The organism is Lentzea atacamensis, assembly GCF_003269295.1.
Lineage (GTDB): Bacteria > Actinomycetota > Actinomycetes > Mycobacteriales > Pseudonocardiaceae > Lentzea > Lentzea atacamensis.
The window spans coordinates 322,958-344,075 of the sequence record NZ_QLTT01000010.1; the positions used below are offsets into that span (position 1 = coordinate 322,958).

The 21,118-nt window shown below is 69.2% G+C and carries 15 protein-coding genes; 3 read left to right on the forward strand and 12 right to left on the reverse strand.

Features of this window, described 5'->3' with window-relative positions; all coding sequences use genetic code 11:
• Nucleotides 1-44 precede the first annotated feature (44 nt).
• On the forward strand, nt 45-2,909 hold the full coding sequence (locus tag C8D87_RS36790; RefSeq protein ID WP_112230504.1) for an NACHT domain-containing protein: 2,865 nt from the start codon (nt 45-47) through the stop codon (nt 2,907-2,909).
• 11 nt (nt 2,910-2,920) lie between these two features.
• Here the strand turns inward: C8D87_RS36790 and C8D87_RS36795 are convergent, their stop codons facing one another.
• Both C8D87_RS36795 and C8D87_RS36800 read right to left on the reverse strand, forming a co-directional pair.
• Nucleotides 2,921-3,745 (reverse strand): DNA/RNA non-specific endonuclease, encoded by an 825-nt coding sequence (locus tag C8D87_RS36795; protein WP_112230506.1) that lies wholly within the window; start codon nt 3,743-3,745, stop codon nt 2,921-2,923.
• An 80-nt stretch (nt 3,746-3,825) separates the two neighbouring features.
• Nucleotides 3,826-4,278, reverse strand: a complete 453-nt coding sequence (locus C8D87_RS36800) for a COG4315 family predicted lipoprotein (RefSeq protein WP_112230508.1) — start codon at nt 4,276-4,278, stop codon at nt 3,826-3,828.
• A 166-nt stretch (nt 4,279-4,444) separates the two neighbouring features.
• Here C8D87_RS36800 and C8D87_RS36805 point away from each other — a divergent pair, with 166 nt between their 5' ends.
• On the forward strand, nt 4,445-5,677 hold the full coding sequence (locus tag C8D87_RS36805) for a CHRD domain-containing protein (protein ID WP_112230510.1): 1,233 nt from the start codon (nt 4,445-4,447) through the stop codon (nt 5,675-5,677).
• A gap of 114 nt (nt 5,678-5,791) precedes the next feature.
• Here the strand turns inward: C8D87_RS36805 and C8D87_RS36810 are convergent, their stop codons facing one another.
• The 7 genes from C8D87_RS36810 to dctA all read right to left on the reverse strand — a co-directional run bounded on the left by C8D87_RS36810 (nt 5,792) and on the right by dctA (nt 16,829).
• Nucleotides 5,792-7,120 (reverse strand): SulP family inorganic anion transporter, encoded by a 1,329-nt coding sequence (locus C8D87_RS36810; RefSeq protein WP_112230512.1) that lies wholly within the window; start codon nt 7,118-7,120, stop codon nt 5,792-5,794.
• A gap of 13 nt (nt 7,121-7,133) precedes the next feature.
• On the reverse strand, nt 7,134-7,709 hold the full coding sequence (locus C8D87_RS36815) for a carbonic anhydrase (protein ID WP_112230514.1): 576 nt from the start codon (nt 7,707-7,709) through the stop codon (nt 7,134-7,136).
• A gap of 117 nt (nt 7,710-7,826) precedes the next feature.
• Nucleotides 7,827-8,141: a hypothetical protein gene (locus C8D87_RS36820; RefSeq protein ID WP_109633466.1), complete on the reverse strand. Its 315-nt coding sequence runs from the start codon at nt 8,139-8,141 to the stop codon at nt 7,827-7,829.
• 250 nt (nt 8,142-8,391) lie between these two features.
• Entirely contained in the window at nt 8,392-8,823 is a 432-nt protein-coding gene (locus C8D87_RS36825; protein WP_146771977.1) for a hypothetical protein, read from the reverse strand.
• Nucleotides 8,824-8,912: 89 nt separating this feature from the next.
• Nucleotides 8,913-10,418, reverse strand: a complete 1,506-nt coding sequence (locus tag C8D87_RS36830; protein ID WP_112230519.1) for a glutamate synthase subunit beta — start codon at nt 10,416-10,418, stop codon at nt 8,913-8,915.
• Entirely contained in the window at nt 10,411-14,934 is a 4,524-nt protein-coding gene (gene gltB, locus C8D87_RS36835; RefSeq protein WP_112230521.1) for a glutamate synthase large subunit, read from the reverse strand. The genes C8D87_RS36830 and gltB overlap by 8 nt, the downstream gene beginning before the upstream one ends.
• Before the next feature lie 545 nt (nt 14,935-15,479).
• On the reverse strand, nt 15,480-16,829 hold the full coding sequence (gene dctA / locus C8D87_RS36840; protein WP_112230523.1) for a C4-dicarboxylate transporter DctA: 1,350 nt from the start codon (nt 16,827-16,829) through the stop codon (nt 15,480-15,482).
• 111 nt (nt 16,830-16,940) lie between these two features.
• On the opposite strand from dctA, the gene C8D87_RS36845 reads away from it, so the two are divergent.
• Nucleotides 16,941-17,840 carry a TAXI family TRAP transporter solute-binding subunit gene (locus C8D87_RS36845; protein ID WP_112230525.1) on the forward strand — a complete coding sequence of 300 codons (900 nt, stop codon included), beginning with the start codon at nt 16,941-16,943 and terminating at the stop codon, nt 17,838-17,840.
• Here the strand turns inward: C8D87_RS36845 and C8D87_RS36850 are convergent.
• The 3 genes from C8D87_RS36850 to lgt are packed head-to-tail and all read right to left on the reverse strand — an operon-like array spanning nt 17,830 to nt 20,884.
• A complete protein-coding gene (locus C8D87_RS36850) occupies nt 17,830-19,179 on the reverse strand; it encodes a sensor histidine kinase (RefSeq protein WP_112230527.1) in 1,350 nt (449 codons plus the stop codon). The genes C8D87_RS36845 and C8D87_RS36850 overlap by 11 nt on opposite strands.
• A gap of 49 nt (nt 19,180-19,228) precedes the next feature.
• Complete coding sequence (locus tag C8D87_RS36855; protein ID WP_109633481.1) at nt 19,229-19,891, reverse strand: response regulator transcription factor; 663 nt, start codon at nt 19,889-19,891, stop codon at nt 19,229-19,231.
• A gap of 3 nt (nt 19,892-19,894) precedes the next feature.
• A complete protein-coding gene (gene lgt, locus C8D87_RS36860) occupies nt 19,895-20,884 on the reverse strand; it encodes a prolipoprotein diacylglyceryl transferase (RefSeq protein WP_112230576.1) in 990 nt (329 codons plus the stop codon).
• Nucleotides 20,885-21,118: the final 234 nt, after the last annotated feature.

The following is a 21,118-nucleotide window of genomic DNA, read 5'->3' on the forward strand; positions in this document are numbered from 1 at the left end:
TGAAGTTCCGGCCGGCCCGGTGATCACGCGCTGATACTGGCGGTGTGGCCGATCCGTTTTCCGCCGGACTGCTGATGGTGCTCGAGACCGTGCTGGAGCGCGTGCTGCTCGGTCTCTTCGACGTCGTGCACAAGGGGGCCAGGAACAAGAAGCGCCGGCGAGAGCTGACCAGGCCGGGACCGCTGGTCGAGCGCGTCAGCTCCGAGCTCGCCCGCGGTGAGCTCAGCGCCGTCGAACAGCACGAGTGGCAGGCCGCCGTGGACGCGGTGCGCGAGTCCATCGAGGCTTCGCTGCCGTTGCGGGAGGGCGAGGCGCTGCGGGTGATGCTGACACCCGAGTCGTTGCGCGCGTACGTGCTGTCCAGGTCGGAGAAGATCCGGCGGGCGGCGGGCCTGTCCGACCACGCGACGGCCGTCTACGACGCGTTGCTGCTGCGGGTGTGCGTCGCCGTGGTGGAGCTGGTGTGGTCGCAGCCGGAGTACGCGCGGCGGCTCGCGGTGGAGATGTTCCGGATCGGCAAGGCGACCGCGGATGCCGTGGCACGCCTGGCCGACCAGCAGCAGCTGGCCCTGGTGGCGGCACACCGGGACTTCGAGGACCGCTACGCCGACCAGGTCGCGCACTCGCTGGGCGGGCTGGAGCTGTTCGGGGTGTCGCGCGGCCGGGCGCCGCGGCGGCACTCGTTCGACACCTCGTACGTGTCGCTGGCGGTGGCACGGGTCGGCGACACCGACGAGCTGACCGGTGCCGGGTTGCCGGTGGCGGCCGCGCTGGCGGACACGCCTCGGGTGCTGATCCGCGGCGGTGCGGGCGCCGGCAAGACGACGTTCCTGCGCTGGCTCGCGATGAACGCGCTGGGCGAGACGCGGACGTCGGACAACGAGTGGCTCGGGCTGGTGCCGTTCTTCGTGCCGCTGCGGCAGTACCCGGCGCTGCCGAAGCCGGAGGAGTTCATCTCGTCGACCGCCTCGATGATCGAGGAGGAGAAGCCGGCCGGGTGGGTGACCGCGCGGCTCAAGGAAGGGCGCGCGCTGGTCCTCGTCGACGGTGTGGACGAGCTGGTCTCGGAACGGCGGGAGGAGGCGCGCCAGTGGCTGTGCCGGCTGGTGAACGCCTATCCGGAGGCCCGGTACGCGATCACCACCCGCCCCTCCGCCGTGCCGGAGGACTGGATGGAGGAGTGCGGCTTCGCGGCGTTCGACCTCTTGCCGTTGAGCGACAAGGGTGTGCGGGACTTCGTCGAGGCCTGGCACACCGCAGCCCGCGACGAGCCGGGGATGACGCGGGACGCGCGGGTGTGGCTGACGGAGTGCGAGACGCGGCTCATCTCCACGCTGACGCGGCGGCCGGATCTGCGGCGGCTGGCGTCGAGCCCGTTGCTGGCAGGGCTGTTGTGCGCGTTGCACCAGGACCGGAACATGCACCTGCCCCGCGATCGGCGGTCGCTGTACGAGGCGGCACTGGACCTGTTGCTGGTGCGGTGGGACGAGGACCGCGGGCTGGCGCTGCCGTCGTTCTCCAAGGAGGAGCAGCTGGTTCTGCTGCAGCGGTTCGCGTACTCCTTGGTGCGCAACCGGGAGCTGATGGTGCCGCGCTCGGAAGCCGTGCACCGGCTCGGGAACGCGATGCGCGGGCTGCGGTCGCACGACCTCGACCCGGACGAGGCGATGCAGCGGTTGCTCGAACGGGCGGGGCTGCTGCGGGAGGTGTCGTCCGAGCGGGTGCAGTTCGTGCACCGAACGTTCCGGGACTACCTGGCGGCCAAGGAGGTCGTGGACGCCGGTGACCTGAACCTGTTGGTGGACAGGGCACATCTCGACGAGTGGCACGACGTCGTGGTGATGGCGGTCGCCCACGCCAGGCCTCGTGAACGGGCCCGCGTGCTGATGGATCTGCTGGCGGGCAACGACGACACGCGCAAGGACGAACGCGGAAGGGACAAGCTGCGGCTGCTCGCGCTGGCGTGCCTCGACCAGGCCGACGTGATCGAACCGGAGACCGCACGGGCGCAGGTGACGGCGGCCGCCGCCTCGCTGATCCCGCCGAAGAGCTTCGCGCACGCCGACGCGCTGTCCGAGGCCGGGTCGTTCGTCGTGGACCTGCTGCCAGGACCGGAAGCCGCCGAGGAAGCCGCGTACGTCGTGCGGACGCTCGCAAACATCGGTGACGAGGGCGCGTGGGACCGCATCGCGGAGTTCGTGGCCGTGGATCACGCGATGGTCATCGACGAGCTGCTGCGGGCGTGGCGGAACACACCGGACGCCGAGAAGTACGCCAGATCCGTGCTGTCCAAAGTGGACTTCGGCGATCGGCGCGTCGACGTGCGGGGCTGGCACCGGATCCAGTTCATCATGCACCTGGAGAAGCTGCGGTACGTGCGGTGCATCGGCAACATCAACCCGCTCGACCCGCTGGGCGTGATGCCGTCGCTGCACCGGCTGGAGCTGTGGCAGAACGAGGTCATGCGCGACCTCTCGCCGCTGACTGCTTCCAGGTCCTTGACGGAGCTGCACCTGAGCCGGTGCCGCCCGCTCGGCCGGATCGACCTGACGCCGGTGAAGGACCTAGGCGAGCTGCACCTGCACTTCAGCCGGGTCGAGCTGGCGTCGCTGGAGGGCGGAACGCTTCGGCGCCTGCAGATCCGCGACTCGGCGATCGACGACGGGCTGGCCGCACTGCCCTCGTTGCCGGCACTGCGCGAGCTGGCGATCGACCACCGCCCGCCCTACTCGCTGGCAGGGCTGCAGCGGTGGCCGACCATCACCGTGCTGGAGGTGTTCGGGGTGCCGTCAGCGGACGACCTGCGGGTGCTGCCGGCGTTGGAACGCCTCGTCGTGCACCAGCCGGAGTCGCTCGCCCGGCTGGAGGAGTTGCGCGGGCAGCTGCCTGGAGTGCGCGTCACGACATGACGGTGAGCGTCTCACCACTGGATGTCGGCGAGGCTCCCCAGCGGCTTGCGCTCCGTCTCGTCGAGCAGCTGCACCGACGCAGTGTCGGCGGCGTGCAGCTCGGCGGGGAAGGTGAGGCTCACGCGCTTCTCCAGCTCGGTCAGCGACACCTGGAACACGCGGAACTCGTCCAGGTCGAGCGCTTCTGCCAGGACGAGGTTCTGCGTGAGCAGGAAAGCGCTGCACCGCAGCTCGCCGTTCACCACGAACGCGATCGCCTTGTAGAACTCGCGCGGGATCGCGACGCCGCGGAACACCCGGTCGTCGGCGTTGAAGACCGGGCCGCCGTAGACGCTGACCTTGAGGTTGTCCACGTCGACGTCGGCGAGCACCGCCTCTTCCAGCCGGCCCCAGAGCCCTTCCTTCGTGCTCTGGTTGAAGTCGTCCATCTGCGGCGTGATGTTCGTGAAGAAGAACGAGTCCCTGTTCGCCCTCTGCGCCTCCGCCTTCGGGCCCCAGAGCAGGTCGGCGCGGCGGGCGAGGTGGCCGCGGTCGAGCCTGTTGTCGCGGTAGAGCTCGTCGCCGGTCTGGAACTCGGCCGGAATCCGCGGGTCCTTGATGAACGGGATGTTGCTGCGGCTGAGGGCCTTCAGGTCACCACCGTCGATGTTCCACGCGACCCAGCTCGCGAACTTGCGCGACTTGCTCATCGCGAGCGAGAAGTGCGTGTAGTCGATCGTGGTCGAGCCGTTGAGCTCGACCGCGTCGGCTGCTCCCGATTCGGTCAGGACCGGGATTCCGGCGTCGGTGCCGAGAAACGTCGCGTCGAAACCGATCTTCACGGCTGTGCTGGTCATGGTCGCCCCCTACTGGTTCATCTTCAGGGTCGACTCCTCTCATATCGCCGTTACCCGGATACACCCGAACGGCCCAGTGTTCACGAGGTCTTCTTGACCAGTTTGCCGTCCGGGGCGATCGCGAACCACTCGTCGTCGACGCCCTGGCCGTTGAGGTCACCGGGAACCTGGTCTCCCACGTAGTAATAGAGCGGCCACTTTCCGTACACGGCCTGGGAGCTCTCCTCGATCTGGGAGACCAGCGTCGTGTCCGCACCGTCCTTGGCCTCCACTTCGGACTGCGCGGTGAGGGCGGGCCAGACGGCGATGCAGTCGGCGTCGCACGCGCTGGACTTGTTCTCGTCCTTGGTGAACGCGTAGAGCGTGCGTCCCGACTGGTCGACCAGGATCGGCCCGAGATCGGACTGCGCGATCTTCACCTCGGCCTTCACCGGCACCTCCTGCTGCGCAACCTGTTGCGGCGCCTCGTTTCCGCAGGCCACCAGCGTCGCGAGCAGTGCCGGCAAAGCGAGAATTCCCATACGTGCGCGCATCTTCTTCTCCTAGCGGTGCGTCCTGTTCCGACGTCGACACGTCCGCGGACGCCGTTCGGTTCACCGGCACGAACTTTGTTTGAACCGAATCCGATCGGCATCCGTGTTGGTGGCGTCGGGTCCGCCAGACCCCCGACTCCCACTGAGGAGCCTTGGAGTACATCCCATGTCTGCCAACAAAACTGTCGCTGCCGCATGCCTGCTGGGCGCTGCGCTCGGCCTGGGAGTGGTGGCACCGGCGTCCGCCGCCCAGGACGCCGTGACCGTGAAGATCACCAACCAGGCCGGCTACGAGGCCACCTTCTGCGCCGCGGACGTCCTCGAAGGGCGTTGCCTGGACGGCGCGAAAAAGGGCGAGTCGCGCACCTTCACCGTGAAGCCGGGCAACGGCCCGATCGAGGTCCGCGTGGTCGTGAAGAACGGCGGTTCGGTCTTCCAGAACTTCACCGCGGACGGCCCCGCGCTGAACATCGACGCAGGTGGTTCGGCCGACAAGCCGACCGCCACCAAGGCCGGTGGCGGCCACGGTGGGCACGGCGGCCACAACCCCGCCCCCACGCAACCGGCCCCGGACCAGGCCAAGCCCAGCCCCGTGAAGGGCAAGCCCCTCTTCTTCTCCGCCGACCTCGACGGCAAGCAGGAAGTCCCCACGCCGGGCGGCCCTGCCGTGGGTGACGAGGACGGATCCGCCAGGGCGCTGGTCGAGGTCCGCGGTGACCGGGTGACTTATGCGATCGAGTGGAAGAAGACGGCCCAGCTCACGCTCGGCCACCTCCACCAGGGCGTGGCCGGCCAGAACGGCCCGGTGAAGGTCAACCTCTTCACGACGCCGATGCCGGAGACGCTGTCCGCGGCCGCCGGCCAGACCGTGGTCGACCCGAAGCTGGCCGACGAGATCCGCAGGAACCCGGCCGGTTTCTACGTGAACCTGCACAGCACCGACCGGCCTGGCGGCGCTGTCCGCGCCCAGCTCAAGCCGCTCGGCAAGCAGGTCAACCCGCTCGACATCATCAAGGGCGGCAAGCTCCGCGCGTTCTCCAACGGCCGCAACGAGGTGCCGGTGCAGGACGGCCCGAAGGTCGGTGACCCCGACGGTCAGGCCATCACGTTCGTGCAGCCCAGCGGCACCGGTGTGGACTTCTCGCTGGCGTGGGTGAACATCGAGGCGCCGACGCTCGGCCACGTGCACCAGGGCGCCAAGGGCGTCAACGGCCCGGTGAAGATCACGTTCTTCGGCACGGCCGTCCCGAACGGCGTCTTCGCGGTGTCCGGCACGGTCGCCGGCGTCGACAAGTCCGCTCTCGACGCGTTGAAGAAGTCGCCCAAGGACTTCTACTCGAACATCCACACCGGACAGTTCCCCGGCGGCGCGGTGCGCGGCCAGTTCACGACCCACTAGCAGTCTCGGGACCATCTGAACAGAGGCGCCGCGACCGCGACCCCCACGGTCGCGGCGCCTTGCCCTTTACGGAGTACGGTGCGGACGGTGAACAACGCCGCAGGCAAGGCGCCGCTATCTCCCGACCAGCTCGACGGTCCTGCCAGCGCGGCGCGACTCGTCGACCCACTGGTCGATGGCCTGCCCGCAGGCCTGGTCCAGGTGCCGGACCCCGCTCAGGTCCATCCGGACGTGCTCGCGGTCGACCCGGTCCAGCGCGTCCAGCAGCCGGGGCAGTCGCAGGAAGGTCGCGTTTCCCTTGAGCGCGACCCCGTCCTTGGTGATGGTGACGGACAGGCGGGACACGTCCCAGGCCGTCTTCACGACGGCGGCCAGCAGGCCGATGAGCGTCCCGGTCAGCAGGTCCGTGGCCACGATGAGCCCCGCGGTCAGCACCAGCACAGCGCCTTCCGCCTTGTCGGTGCGCCACAACGTGATCACCTGCCTGCCGCCGAGCAGCTTCCACCCGGCGTGCACCAGCACCGCGGCCAGCACGGCGACGGGGATCAGCGTCAGCAGTCCGGGCAGCAACACCACGAACATCAACAGCCACACGCCGTGCAGCACTCGCGAGGCCCTGGTTCGCGCACCGGCCTGGACGTTGGCCGCGCTGCGCACGATGACCGCCGTCATCGGCAACGCCCCGAGCAGGCCGCAGATCGAGTTGCCCACGCCCTGCGCCACGAGCTCGCGGTTGTACCGCGTGCGCGGCCCGGTGTGCATGCGATCAACCGCCGCCGCGCTGAACATGCTCTCCGCCGACGCCACGAGGGCGAACACCACCGCGGTACCCACGACTCCGGTGTCCAGCAACGAGAAGTCCGGCAGGTGCACGTCCGCCGAGAGAGTGCCGACCTCGATCCGTGCCACCGGCGAGCCGGACACGGCCGCCACCACCGTGCACACGACCACACCGACGAGGATGCCGGGCACCAGACGTAACCGGGTTCGTTGCCACAGCAGCATGATCACCACGGTGAGCAGGCCCAGCGCCAACGCCACCGGCGACACCACCAGGTGCTTCACCTGTCCGAACACCAGCACCAGCCCGATGCCCGCCAGCATCCCCTGCACGACCGACGGCGAGATCGCGCGGAACCACCGCCCGCACCGGGCCAGGCCCAGCGCGATCTGCAGCAACCCGGCGCCGAGAACGATCACACCCAGCGCCTGGATGCCGTGCTGTGCCACGGCATCCGCCACCAGCACCGTGAGCCCCGCCGCCGGCCCGCTCACCTGCATCGTGCTCCCCGGCAACAGCCCGACGACGATGCCGCCGACCACACCGGTCACGATGCCGAGCTCGGCCGGCACCCCGGACGCCACCGCCACACCAACGCACAGCGGCAGCGCCACGAGGAACACGACGACCGACGCGCCGAGATCGGCCCAGTACTTTTTCATGTCCGTGCAACCCTTACAGCGGAAGGAAAGCGTGCTCGGCACACGCGGAAACTTCACCGGTCTCGATGTCGTAGAACCAGCCGTGCACCCGCAGCTCACCCGCCGCCACCTTCTCGGCGACGAACGGGTACGCCAGCAGCACCTCGAGCTGCCCCCGCACGTGCTCCTGCCCCTCGGCTCGCATCGCCGGATCACCCGGCTGCCTGGTCCGCTGCTGTGGCCGCAGCCATCCCCGCATCGCCGGCAGGTGGTCGATCTTCGCGCCGTTCAACGCCGTGACCGCACCGCAGTGCGAGTGACCGCAGACGACGATCTCGCTGACCCCGAGCTGCAGCACCGCGAACTCGATCGTGGCCATCTCGCTGGACGGCGCCGTCAGCGAGTACGGCGGGATGACGTTGCCCGCGGTACGCAACTCGAAGAGCGAGCCCGGCTCGGCCCCGGTGATCTCGGCCGTCACGATGCGCGAGTCGGCACACGTGATGAACATCGTCGTGGGCTGCTGCCCGGCCGCGAGCCTCTTGCCGGCGGCGCGCGACCGCGACTTGGCGTGTGCGCGGGCATGCTGAACAAAGCGGTGGAAGTCCATGGAAATCCCTCACTGCCGATGAGATGTGTTCGGTTCTGATCAGTGTCATTTGTCCTGGCACGATCCGGTTTTGAGCCGACGAGAAGCGTGTCGGCTCAAAACCGGAGGCGGGACCGATCAGTTCCGGAACACCTGCAGTGCGGGCGGTGTGCGCCAAACCGTCATGGGTTCGGCCGCGGACACCAGCACGACGCCGGCCACCTCGCGGGGCGCGAACACCGGCACCTCCGCCGGACGCGCCACGCTGGACACCCGCTCGACGGACGCGGCCGGCACTCGCAACCGGCTCGTCTCGCGCTCCTCTCGGGGCGCTTCCTCCTTGGGCACAGAGGTCTTGGACTTCGGCGGCGGCGCGCCGATCGACGCGGGCGTGACGGCCGGGGCCAGCACGGCGCACAGGGCGATCACGACGGCCAGCAGAACGCTGCGCATGCTCACCCACCCCCGACCGAGATGATCTACGGCCTCCAGTTTCGCCCGAACCGGACAACCTTCGCGATATACGAGACGTAGATCGCCCGTATCAAGCACCAGTTTCACCCGAAAGTGCTTCCGGGTTTCACGCGCTGAAACGGCCCGTCGAGCCGTACAGAAGCGGCGTCACGGTGCCGTCCTCACGATCGGGTGCGGCAGGCGGCGGAGCTCTACCGCGGTCAGGGCAGGGACGCGCAGCTCGCGGAGGTCACCGCGCTGCTGGGCTGATGCCGAACTTCTCCTCGACCAGCCGCCAGAACGCGGGCACCGCGTCCGCGACCGGGTGCTGCTGAATCTCCTCACGCCCGTGCCTGCGTTTCTTGCGGCCGAAGAAGGTCAGCGCGAAGCAGCCGTCGTCGACAGGCGCCATGGTCGACGGGGAGATCACCTTGATGGTCTCGTAGTGCCCGTTCTTCGTCTCCAATGACACCACGACGAGGTCGTGCATCGAGGTGATCACGCCCAGGCGGTCCGCCACGCCGCTCGCACGGACACTCGCGACTATGTCGCGCAGGTACTGGTGCGACTCGAATCCTTCGTGGTCCCGACGCAGTTCGTCGTACCACTCCGCCACGGCGTCCCAGGTGGTGCCGCGGACCTCACCGCGGATCGAAGCGAACGCGAGCGGGAACACCTTCATGCGCATCGAGACTAGAGAAGGCGAACGCCCCGGTCGACGTCGTTGTCGGCCGGGGCGTCATGCTGCTCTCCGCGGGTCTGACGCCGTTGTCAGACCACAGCGAGCGGAAGCTGGTTCGGGATGACCGGCGAAGGCAGGTTCGAGGAGCCCGTGAGGAAGTTGTCCACGGCGTGCGCCACGGACCGGCCCTCCGCGATCGCCCACACCACGAGCGAAGCGCCGCGGTGCGCGTCGCCGCACACGAACACGCCGGGCGCGGTCGTCTGCCAGTCGGAGCCGCACGAGATGGTGCCCCGCGTCGTCAGCGAGATGCCGAGGTCGTCCAGGAGCCGCATGTGCTCGACGCCCTCGAAGCCGATCGCCAGCAGCACCAGGTCCGCTGGCAGGACCTCGACCTCGTCGGACAGCGGCACGACCGAGCGGCGGCCGGACGAGTCCTTCTCGACGCGCACCTGCTGCAGCTCGATGAAGCGCACGTGACCGTCGTCGTCACCGACGAAGCGGCGGACCGCGACGGTGAAGCGGCGTTCGCCGGCTTCTTCGTGCGCCGGGTACGTGCGCAGGATGTGCGGCCACACCGGCCACGGCGAGCGCTCGTCGTCGCGCACGGTGGGCGGCATCGGGTACTGGTCGAGCTGCGTCACGGACAACGCGCCCTGGCGGGTCGCGGTGCCGTAGCAGTCGGCGCCCGTGTCGCCACCGCCGATGACGATGACGTGCTTGCCCTCGGCCGAGATCGACGACGGGCCGTCGCCCTCGCACGCGCGGTTCGCGGGGACCAGGTGGTCCATCGCGAGGTGAATGCCCTCGAGCTCACGTCCGGGGGTCGCCTTGTCGTCCCGGCCGCGCAGCGCGCCGACGGCCAGCACGACCGCGTCGAACTCGGCGCGCAGCTGCTCGACGGTGATGTCGACCCCGACCTCGCAGCCGGTCACGAACTTGGTGCCCTCACGACGGAGTTGCGCCAGGCGCCGGTCGAGGACCTTCTTCTCCATCTTGAACTCGGGGATGCCGTACCGCAGCAGGCCGCCGAGCCGGTCATCCCGTTCGTACACCACGACCTCGTGCCCGGCACGGGTCAGCTGCTGGGCGGCGGCCAGACCGGCGGGGCCGGAGCCGACGACCGCGACGCGCTTGCCGGAGGACACGGCGGCGGTCGACGGCTGGACGTAGCCGTTCTCCCACGACATGTCCGCGATCGTCTCCTCGACGCGCTTGATCGCGACGGCGCCACCCGCGTCGTGCGAGATCGCCAGCACGCAGGCGGCCTCACACGGCGCCGGGCACAGCCGGCCCGTGAACTCCGGGAAGTTGTTGGTGGCGTGCAGGCGGTCCGAGGCGAGCTCCCAGTCGCCGCGGCGGACCAGGTCGTTCCACTCGGGGATCAGGTTCCCGAGCGGGCAGCCCGCGGTTCCGCTGTGGCAGAAGGGAATGCCGCAGTCCATGCAGCGCGTCGCCTGCGTGCGCACGGCGTCGTTGCGCTGGGCGGGGTCTTCCTGGAGGTAGACCTCGTTCCAGTCCTGCAACCGTTCCGGCTTCGGACGCTTCGGCGCGTCGGAGCGGGAGTACTTCATGAAACCCTGTGGATCAGCCACGAGACGCCTCCATGACAGCCGCGTCAACGTCCCGGCCCTCGGCGCGGGCGAGGCGCATGGCCTCGAGAACGCGCTGGTAGTCGCCGGGCATGACCTTCGTGAACGCACCGGCTCGACGGGTCCAGTCACCGAGCAGCGAAGCAGCGACGGCAGAGCCGGTGTGCTTGTGGTGCCTGGTGACGGCGTCCTTGAGCCAACGCAGGTCCTCGGCGTTGAGGCGCTGCAGTTGCACCATCTCCTGGTTCACCGACAACGGGTCCAGGTCGAGCACGTACGCGATACCGCCGGACATGCCGGCCGCGACGTTGCGCCCGGTCGGCCCGAGCACCACGGCCCGGCCACCGGTCATGTATTCGAACGCGTGGTCGCCCACGCCCTCGGCCACCAGCAGGGCGCCGGAGTTGCGGACGCAGAAGCGCTCGCCGACGCGGCCGCGCAGGAACACCTCGCCGGACGTGGCGCCGTAGCCGATCACGTTGCCCGCGATCACCTGGTCCTCGGCGCGGAACGGCGCGTCGTCGTGCGGGCGGACGATGATCCGGCCGCCGGACAGGCCCTTGCCGACGTAGTCGTTCGCGTCGCCGACCATCTCCAGCGTGATGCCGCGCGGCAGGAACGCGCCGAGCGACTGGCCGGCCGAGCCGGTCAGCTTCACCCGGATCGTGTCGTCCTCCAGGCCCTCGCCGCCGTAGCGGCGGGTGACCTCGGCGCCGAGCAGCGTGCCGACCGTGCGGTTGACGTTGCGGACGGGCAGCTCCAGGTTGACCTGGTGCGCGTCCTCCAGCGCCGCCTCGGCGAGCTGGATCAGCGTGCGGTCCAGCGCCTTGTCCAGGCCGTGGTCCTGGTCGCGGATCTTGCGCTTCGCCGTCGGGTACGGGGTTTCCGGCACCTCGAAGACCGGGTCCAGGTTCAGGCCCGCGGTCTTCCAGTGCTCGATCGCCTCGTCCTTGTCGAGCAGCTCGGCGTGTCCGACGGCCTCGTCGATCGTGCGGAAACCGAGCTCCGCCAGCAGTTCCCTTGCTTCCTGCGCGACGAACTCGAAGAAGTTCACCACGTGGTCGGCCTGGCCGGTGTAGCGGGCGCGCAGGTCCGGGTTCTGCGTGGCGACGCCGACCGGGCACGTGTCCAGGTGGCAGACGCGCATCATCACGCAGCCCGCGACGATCAGCGGTGCCGTGGCGAAGCCGAACTCCTCCGCGCCGAGCAGAGCGGCGACCACGACGTCGCGGCCGGTGCGCATCGCGCCGTCGACCTGGACGGTGATGCGGTCGCGCAGACCGTTGAGCAGCAGCGTCTGCTGGGTCTCGGCGAGGCCGATCTCCCACGGCGTTCCCGCGTGCTTGAGCGAGTTCATCGGCGAGGCACCCGTGCCGCCGTCGTAGCCGGAGATCAGCACGACGTCGGCGTGCGCCTTGGCGACACCGGCCGCGACCGTGCCGACACCGATCGACGAGACGAGCTTCACGTGAACCCGCGCCTGCTCGTTCGCGTTCTTCAGATCGTGGATGAGCTGCGCCAGGTCCTCGATCGAGTAGATGTCGTGGTGCGGCGGCGGCGAGATCAGGCCGACGCCCGGCGTGGAGTGCCGGGTGCGCGCGACCCACGGGTAGACCTTGAAGCCGGGCAGCTGGCCGCCCTCGCCGGGCTTCGCGCCCTGCGCCATCTTGATCTGGATGTCCGTGGAGTTCACGAGGTACTCGCTCGTGACGCCGAACCGTCCACTCGCGACCTGCTTGACCGCCGAACGGCGCTCGGGGTCGTACAGGCGCTCGCGGTCTTCGCCGCCCTCACCGGAGTTGGACCGGCCGCCGAGCCGGTTCATCGCGATGGCAAGGGTTTCGTGCGCCTCGGCCGAGATCGAGCCGTACGACATGGCGCCGGTGTTGAAGCGCTTGACGATCGAGCTGACCGGCTCGACCTCGTCGATCGGGATCGGCGTGCGGCCCTCGGTGCGGAACTTGAACAGGCCGCGCAACGTGCCGCCCAGCCGCGAGAGGCGCTCGACCTCCGCGGTGTAGCGGCGGAAGACGTCCTCCTTGCGCGTCTTCGTGGCGTGCTGCAGCAGGAACACCGTCTCCGGCGTGAACAGGTGCAGCTCGCCCTCGCGGCGGTACTGGTAGTCGCCACCGACCTCGAGCCGGCGGTGCACGCGGTCGGTCGGGTTGTCCGGGTGCGCGCGGCGGTGGCGCAGCGCGACCTCCTCGGCCAGCACGTCCAGGCCGGCCCCGCCGAGCTTGGACTGCGTGCCGGTGAAGTACTCGTCCAGCAGGTCGTTCGACAGGCCGACCGCCTCGAAGACCTGCGCCGCGGTGTAGGCGCCGACCGTCGAGATGCCCATCTTCGACATGATCTTCAGGACGCCCTTCACGAGCGCCTTGACGTAGTTGCGGATCGCCTTGTGCGCGGGGACGCCGGTGATGGCGCCCTGGCTGATCAGGTCTTCGATCGTCTCGAACGCGAGGTACGGGTTCACCGCGGCGGCGCCGTAGCTCAGCAGCGCGGCGACGTGGTGGACCTCGCGGCAGTCGCCGGACTCGACGACGAGCGCGACGCGCAGGCGTTCCTTGGTGCGCACCAGATGGTGGTGCACCGCGGAGACGAGCAGCAGCGACGGGATCGGCGCCATGCGGTGGTCGGAGTCGCGGTCGCTGAGCACGAGCGTGCGCGCGCCGTTCGCGATGGCCTCGGAGGCCTCCCGGCGGACACGTTCGATGGCAGCCGCGAGAGCTTCGCCGCCGCCGTCCACCTCGTACAGTCCGGAGAGGACGGTGCAGGCGAAGCCCGGCAGGTCGCCGTCGTCGTTGATGTGGATGAGCTTGGCGAGCTCGTCGTTGTCGATGACCGGGTAGTCCAGCGTGACGTGGCGGCACGACACCGGGCCGGGGTCGAGCAGGTTCTGCTCAGGGCCCATCACGCGCTTGACGGACGTGACGATCTCTTCACGGATCGCGTCCAGCGGCGGGTTGGTGACCTGCGCGAAGTTCTGCACGAAGTAGTCGTAGAGCAGCCGGGAACGCTGCGACAGCGCGGCGACCGGGGTGTCCGTACCCATGGAGCCCAGCGGCTCCTGGCCCGTGATCGACATGGGCGTGAGCAGGATCCGCAGCTCCTCCTCGGTGTAGCCGAAGGTGAGCTGGCGGCGCAGGACGGACTCGTGGCTCTGCACCACGTGCTCGCGGTCCTGCAGGTCGGCGAGGTCGAGCAGGCCGGCGTGCAGCCACTCGTCGTAGGGCAGCTCCGACGCGAGGTTCGACTTGAGCTCGTCGTCGTCGATGATGCGGCCCTCGGTGGTGTCCACCAGGAACATGCGGCCCGGCTGGAGACGGCCCTTCGCGACCACCTGGTCGGACGGCACGTCGAGCACACCGGTCTCGGACGCCAGCACGACGCGGCCGTCCGCGGTCTGCCACCAGCGGGCGGGACGCAGGCCGTTGCGGTCGAGCACCGCGCCGACGATCTCGCCGTCGGTGAAGGTGACACAGGCCGGGCCGTCCCACGGCTCCATCAGCGAGGCGTGGAACTGGTAGAACGCACGGCGCTTCGGATCCATCGTGGCGTGGTTCTCCCACGCCTCCGGGATCATCATCAGCACCGCGTGCGGCAGGCTGCGGCCACCGAGGTGCAGCAGCTCCAGCACCTCGTCGAAGCTCGCCGAGTCGGACCCCTCGGGGTCGCAGATCGGGAAGAGCCGGGCGAGGTCACCGGGAATGAGATCGCTGTCCAGCAACGCCTCGCGGGCGCGCATGCGGTTGCGGTTGCCGCGGACGGTGTTGATCTCACCGTTGTGCGCGACGAACCGGAACGGGTGCGCGAGCGGCCACGAGGGGAACGTGTTCGTGGAGAAACGGCTGTGCACCAACGCGATCGCCGTGTAGAGGCGCTCGTCGTGCAGGTCCGGGAAGAACGCCGGCAGCTGCTCGGTCGTCAGCATTCCCTTGTAGACGATCGTGCGCGCGGACAGCGACGGGAAGTACACGCTGCCCTCGTGCTCGACCCGCTTGCGCAGGCAGAAGGCCAGGCGGTCCAGCCCGATGCCCTCCTCGTCCCGCGTGCCCTTGACGAACAGCTGCGCGAAGTGCGGCGCCACCGACATCGCGGTCGGGCCGACGTTGGCCTTCTCCGGGTCGACCGGAACGTCGCGCCAGCCCAGAACCTCGAGGTTCTCCTCCTCGGCGATGCGCTCGATCTCCCGCATCGCCTTCGCGCGTTCTTCGGCCTCAAACGGCAGGAAAGCGATTCCCGCCGCGTACCGCCCGCGTTCCGGCAGGTCGAACTCGACCACAGCACGCAGGAACTCGTCCGGCAGCTGCAGGAGGATGCCAGCACCGTCACCCGAGGTGGGTTCGGCGCCGGCGGCACCGCGATGCTCCAGGTTCGCGAGCGCTGTCAGGGCATCGATCACGATGCCGTGCGAACGCCTGCCCTGGATGTCGGCCACCATGGCGACACCACAGGCGTCGCGCTCGTCAGACGGGTCGTAAAGACCCTGGGGGCCGGGGATGGCGGAGAAGATCACTGCGCAGACCTCCTTCGTCGTCCTCGCGTAAAGAACTAAAGTCCTCGTGCTCAGACCTCGAACCAACAGGTGGAGCACGGGACGACGATGGCCCGCGTGTTGACGCGACTTTAACAGCCGCGAAACCCAGGTACACCCGCCAATGGGTGATCTAGGTCATGGATGTGTAACGATTCCCCACAGCTGAGCGACATTGCGGCCGACATCGGCGTTCGTTACAGCCGGGTTAGCGTAACCGAACGTTCAACATCAGCGAGTCCGATGAGAGTTCCGTGACATTCACGGTTTACCACTGGATCCGCTGGGTAACCGAGCCTTCTGGCTGGTCAGCCGCCTGCTGTCTCAGTTAGCGGACGCTCACACCACGGCCTGTGACCGGGTGCGCACCGTCCATTCCGGCGGCCTCCGATTGTTCCCCACCAAACGAGACCGAGGCCCCGTTCACCCCGCGCCGCATGCGGGGAGAGCGAGGCCTCGGCATTCATGAGGACCTGCTGGTCTCGTGGCCGGGGACGGGAAGAGACGTCCCCGGCCACGGACGTTTCTCAGTGGGCAGCGGCCACCTTGTCCGCCTCCGAGTGCTGCTTCGCCAGCAGGTCGTCGACGTCGACCAGGTCGGGGTTGTTCAGCACCTCGTTCAGGCGTTCCTTGTCGAGGCCCTTCTGCCAGGCGGCGACGACGAGGGAGCCCACACCGTTGCCGATCACGTTGGTGATGGCGCGGGCCTCGGACATGAAGCGGTCGATGCCGACGATCAGCGCGATGCCGACGGCGGGGATGGCGCTGTGGGCCTCGAAGGCCTGCAGCGACGCGGCCAGGGTGACGAGGCCGGCACCGGTGACGCCCGCCGCGCCCTTCGACGCGATCAGCATGAACAGCAGCAGGCCGATCTGCACGCCGAGCGACACGTCGTGACCGGTGGCCTGGGCGATGAAGATCGCGCCCATCGTCAGGTAGATGCACGTGCCGTCGAGGTTGAACGAGTATCCCGTCGGGATGGTGAGACCGACGACCGACTTCTGGGCGCCCGCCGCCTCCAGCTTGACCAGCATGCGCGGCAGCACCGACTCGCTGGACGACGTGCCGAGCACGATGAGGATCTCGTCCTTGATGTAGCGCAGGAACTTGAACAGGCTGAAGCCGGCGAACTTCGCGACGAGGCCGAGCACCACGATGACGAAGAGCAGGCACGTGGCGTAGAAGGAACCCATCAGCCACAACAGCTTGCCGATGACGCTGCCGCCGAACTTGCCGACGGTGTAGGCGATACCGCCGAAGGCACCGATCGGGGCGACGTACATGACGATCTTGATGATGCCGAACATGACCTTGGCGACGGTGTCCATCGCGGACACGACCTTGGCGCCGCGCTCACCCATGCCGGCGACCGCGATCGCCACGAGGATTGCGACGACGAGCACCTGGATCAGCTGGCCGTCGGTGAAGGCGCTGACGAACGACTTCGGCACCAGGCTGAGGATGAAGCCGGTGACGCCGGTTTCGGCGCTCGCGGCGGACTTCAGCGTGGCGTCGGCCTGGCTCGCGTTGAGCGTGATCTCGCCGCCGTGGTGACCCGGCTGCACGATGTTCACGACGACGAGGCCGATGGCGAGAGCCACCGTGGTCATCGCGGTGAAGTAGAGCAGCGTCCGCAGCGCCAGCCCGCCCGCCTTGGCCAGGTTTCCGAGACCGGCGATGCCGACGATGATCGTCGCGAAGATGGTCGGCGCGATGACGACCTTGACGAGGTTGACGAACAGGTCGGCGAGCCACTTCATCTCGGATGCCTGTTTGGGGAACAGGAAGCCGACGGCGGCGCCCAGCACGATGGAGACCAGCACCCAGAAATACAGGTGCTTGTAGATCGGTTTGCGGCCTGTGGTGGTGGTCGCCACTGTTCCTCCTCGAACATCGCGTTGGGAGTGAGGGTGAGCCGCGCCACGGGCAGCGACAAGGCAACGCACGGAAACTTCAGACAGCTCTGACGTAACGGCTAGTCTTCATCTGTGTCGCTCAGCCGTCGCACACTTCTGCTAGGGGCAACCCTCGCTTTCGCGGGGTGCACCCAGCGCAAGGTCGAGGCGCCTCCGGAACTGGTGCTCGCGACCGGGCCGGACGGCGCGGTCTTCCGCGAGGTCGGAGGCGCGCTGGCGGAGGCACTGGCCGAGCAGCTGCCCGGCACGAAGGTCATCCCGCTGCCGACCGCCGCGTCGGTGGAGAACCTCCGGCTGCTGAGGTCCGGTGCGGCCCAGCTCGCCCTGTCCTCTTTGGACCCCATCGACAACCCCGGGAGCGTTCGCGCGGTCGGGCGGCTCTACGACAGCTTCATGCAGATCGCGGTGCCCGCGATCTCGCCGATCGAGAGGTTCCGCGATCTGGCCGGCAAGCGGATCTCATTGGGGCCAACGGGTTCTGGCACCGAGTTCACCGGCACCCGGATGCTCAACCACTTCGGTGTGTCCGCATTGGACGAACGGATGGCGCACTCGGAGGCCTCGCGCCGGGTGGCCGAGGGCTCCCTGGACGCGATGCTCGCGCTCACCGGCATCCCGACGTCCGCGATCACCGACCTGCGCGGCAACGTGCGGCTGATCGACATCCCGGCGGAGGCGACCGAGTTCGCCGACGCGTTCCGCGGCCCGTACATCCCGGCGACGATCCCCGCGAAGACCTACGAGGCGCTGCCGTCGAACCGGACGTTCGCGGTACCGAACCTGCTGCTCGCCCACGAGTCGCTGAGCGCGGACGTCGTCGAGGTCGTGACCCGCACGGTGTTCACCGAGACCGCGCGGATCGTGGAGGGCCACCCGGAGGCGGCGCGGATCAACGTCCGCACCGGCATCGCCACCGGCGAGGTGCCGCTGCACGACGGTGCCGCGCGGTGGTTCCGTTCGGTCAAGCGCTGAGGGCGACCTTCACGTCCAGCCCCGGCCCGGCGTCGTGCAGGGTGAGCGTGCCGCCCGCCGACTCGATCAGCTCCGCGCAGATGGCGAGCCCCATCCCGGTGCCCGCGATGTTCTGGTGCTTGGTGGCGCGCCAGAACCGCTGCAGGGCGTGCTCGCGTTCCTCGCCGGTCAGGCCCTCACCGTTGTCGATGACGTGCAGCTCGCCAGGCTTGCCGGTGATCCGGACCTCGGTGGCGCCCGCGAGCCGGACCGCGTTGCTGACGAGCTCGTCCAGCACGCTGCCGAGCCCGCCGGGCGGTTCCTGCATGGTGAGGCCGGGCGGGACGTCGACGTCGAGCGTGATGCCCGACTTCGCCGCGAGCGCCTGCCAGGCGGGTTTGTGGGTCACGAGCAGCTGGTCGATGTCGACAGGCTCGGTCTTGCGCGCGCTGTCGAGGCGGGTGGCGGCGAGCAGCGTGTCGAGCACGCGGCCCATCTCCTCGGCCTCGTCGACGGCGATCTGGTGCGCCTCCCTGCCGTGCTCGCCGTCCACGTGCGGCGCGAGGTTGTCGACTGCCAGCCGGAGGCTCGCCAGTGGGTTGCGCAGCTGGTGCGATGCGTCGGCGACGAACGCCTTTTGCCTGTTCAGGGCCTTCCCGACGACGTCGACCATGGTGTTGAAGCTTCTGGCCAGCCTGCGCAGCTCGGGAGGCCCGCCGACCTCGTCCGCGCGCACGTCGAGGTTGCCCGCCGCGACCGCCGCGGTGGCGTCGTCGAGCCTGCGGACCGGCCGGAGCACCCACCGCGACATGGGCCAGGCGGCGGCGACCACGGCCAGCATCGGCGCGAGCCCGGCCAGCGCCATGAGCCCCCACTGGCGCAGCACCTCGGCTCTGAGCGCTCCCGTCGACGAGATCGTGACGACCGCGGCGACCGCCTCGCTGTCGCGCCCGACCGGCTCCACGACGACCATCGGGCCCGTCCGCCACGGCCAGCCCGAGTAGTCGGTGTCGGGCTGGATGCCGTTGAGCGCCTCGTTCAGGACCGCGACGACCTCGGGGTCGTTGGTCGGGTTGAAGCCGCGGCGCGAGGTGAGCAGGAGCCGCTTGTCCGCGCTGACCAGGGCGACGGGGATGTCGAAGAGCTGGTCGTAGCGCTGGATCTCCAGGTCGAGCGGGAGGAGCCGGTCCGACTGCAGGGCGCTCTCGGCCAGCGAGGCGAACCGTCGCGCGTCGCTCAGGCGGTCGAGGTAGGTGGTCTGCGTTTCGCGCTGCACCACCGCGGACGCCAGCGGGATGCCGAGCGCCGCGACCAGGGCGACGAGCAGCGGGACGGTGATGACGAGCAGTCGGCGGAGCATCAGCCGCGATTGTTCCGCACCTGCCTGTGCGTTGTCTTGCGGAGCTACGTCACCCCGCCAGCCGGTACCCCACGCCCCTGACCGTTTCGATCTTGACGTGCTCGCCGAGCTTGCCGCGCAACGCCGCGATGTGCGTGTCCAGCGTTCGTGACGGCGCCTCCCAGTGCGCCTGCCACACCTGGTCGACGATGAAGTCGCGGCTCACCACCTCGCCCGCCCTGGTCGCGAGCAGGGCGAGGAGGTCGAACTCCTTGCGCGTCAGCGACAGCGGCGTGCCCGCGAGCGTGACGGCTCGCGTGGACGTGGAGATCTGCAGCTCGCCGACCTGGATCGGGCCGTCGCTCTCCGGCTCTGCGCGGTGGGTGCGGGTCCTCCTGAGGACGGCTTCGATGCGCGCCAGCAGCTCGGACGTACCGAACGGCTTCACCACGTAGTCGTCGGCGCCCGCACGCAGCCCGAGCACACGTTCGCGCTCCTCGCCACGCGCCGTCACCGTGATCACGGCGGTGCCCGGACGGTGCCGCAGCTCGCGCAGCACGTCCAGGCCGTCGCCGTCGGGCAGGCCGAGGTCGAGCAGCACGACGTCAGCCGGTGCGGCTCGCAGCGCGTCGGCGGCCGTGGCCACCCGATGCACCTCGTAGCCGGCGTGCCGCAGAGCGGTCAGCAGGCCTCTGGCCACCCGGTCGTCATCCTCGACGACGAGCACGCGCACAGATCACTCCGGTTTGACGGACTCCGGGGAGTTCTTCTCTTCCTCGACGTCGTCGTTCTGGTTCTCGGCGACGTCGTCGGACGCGGGTTCCGCCGCGGGTCCCGCTTCTGGCTCCGCTTCCGGTTCCGCGGTGGCGCGCAGGGCCGCGACGTCCTCACGCTCGCCGCGCGACCTGGCGATGATGAAGTAGGCGACCGCACCGATGAAGACCAGCGCCGACACGAACACGTTGACACGCGTGCCGAAGATCAGCGTCGCCTCGTCCGTGCGCATCATCTCGATCCAGAACCGCCCGGCGGTGTAGCCCGCGACGTACAGCGCGAAGACCCGCCCGTGGCCCAGCCGGAACTTGCGGTCGGCCCACACGATCAGCAGCGCGACACCGAGGTTCCACAGCAGCTCGTAGAGGAACGTGGGGTGCACGACCTGGATCGGCGTGTGGTCGATGGCCACACCGGCCAGCGCGTCCTCCCGCCCTTCCGGCGTGACGCGGCGGTAGATCTCCAGGCCCCACGGCAGCGTCGTGTCGCCGCCGTAGAGCTCCTGGTTGAAGTAGTTGCCGAGCCGCCCGATGGCCTGCGCGACGACGATGCCGGGCGCCAGCGCGTCAGCCAGCGCCGGCAGCGGAATGCCCTTGCGCCGGCAGGCGATCCACGCGCCCACGGCACCGAGCGCGATGGCGCCCCAGATGCCCAGGCCACCGTTCCAGATCTCCAGCGCCGCGAGGGGGTTCTTCCCGGGCCCGAAGTACTTCTGGTTGTCGGTGATGACGTGGTAGAGCCTGCCGCCGACGAGGCCGAACGGCACCGCCCACACGGCGATGTCCGTCACCTCGCCCTTGATGCCCCCTCGGGCCACCCAGCGGCGTTCGCCCCACCAGATGGCGACGATGATGCCGGCGATGATGCACAGCGCGTAGGCCCTGATGGGGAGCGGACCGAGGTACCACACACCTTGGTCGGGGCTCGGGATCGTGGCCAGGACGGCGTTCAACACAGCGCCCACCGTACCGGTGGCCTCGTTCACGTCTCGTTCGGACGCTCCTTCGTTAGGGGTTCGCGACCTTGGTGGGGCGTGATCGGAACGATCACGGCGTCTCCGCGGGCCGGCCCCAGGGAACTCCCCGCCTCGGCCTAGGGCCCGTCCTCAAAGCCAGAGGGTGAGGGTGGCCAGGTCGATCATGGCTTGGTAGGACAGGGCGGTCTTGTCGTAGCGGGTGGCGATCGC

Bases quoted from the DNA above. Each gene is read 5' to 3' on its own strand.
- C8D87_RS36815 (WP_112230514.1), bottom strand. From the start codon at position 7,709: ATGGACTTCCACCGCTTTGTTCAGCATGCCCGCGCACACGCCAAGTCG.
- C8D87_RS36805 (WP_112230510.1), top strand. From the start codon at position 4,445: ATGTCTGCCAACAAAACTGTCGCTGCCGCATGCCTGCTGGGCGCTGCG.
- C8D87_RS36850 (WP_112230527.1), bottom strand. From the start codon at position 19,179: ATGCTCCGCCGACTGCTCGTCATCACCGTCCCGCTGCTCGTCGCCCTG.
- C8D87_RS36800 (WP_112230508.1), bottom strand. From the start codon at position 4,278: ATGCGCGCACGTATGGGAATTCTCGCTTTGCCGGCACTGCTCGCGACG.
- C8D87_RS36820 (WP_109633466.1), bottom strand. From the start codon at position 8,141: ATGCGCAGCGTTCTGCTGGCCGTCGTGATCGCCCTGTGCGCCGTGCTG.
- C8D87_RS36825 (WP_146771977.1), bottom strand. From the start codon at position 8,823: ATGAAGGTGTTCCCGCTCGCGTTCGCTTCGATCCGCGGTGAGGTCCGC.
- C8D87_RS36810 (WP_112230512.1), bottom strand. From the start codon at position 7,120: ATGAAAAAGTACTGGGCCGATCTCGGCGCGTCGGTCGTCGTGTTCCTC.
- C8D87_RS36795 (WP_112230506.1), bottom strand. From the start codon at position 3,745: ATGACCAGCACAGCCGTGAAGATCGGTTTCGACGCGACGTTTCTCGGC.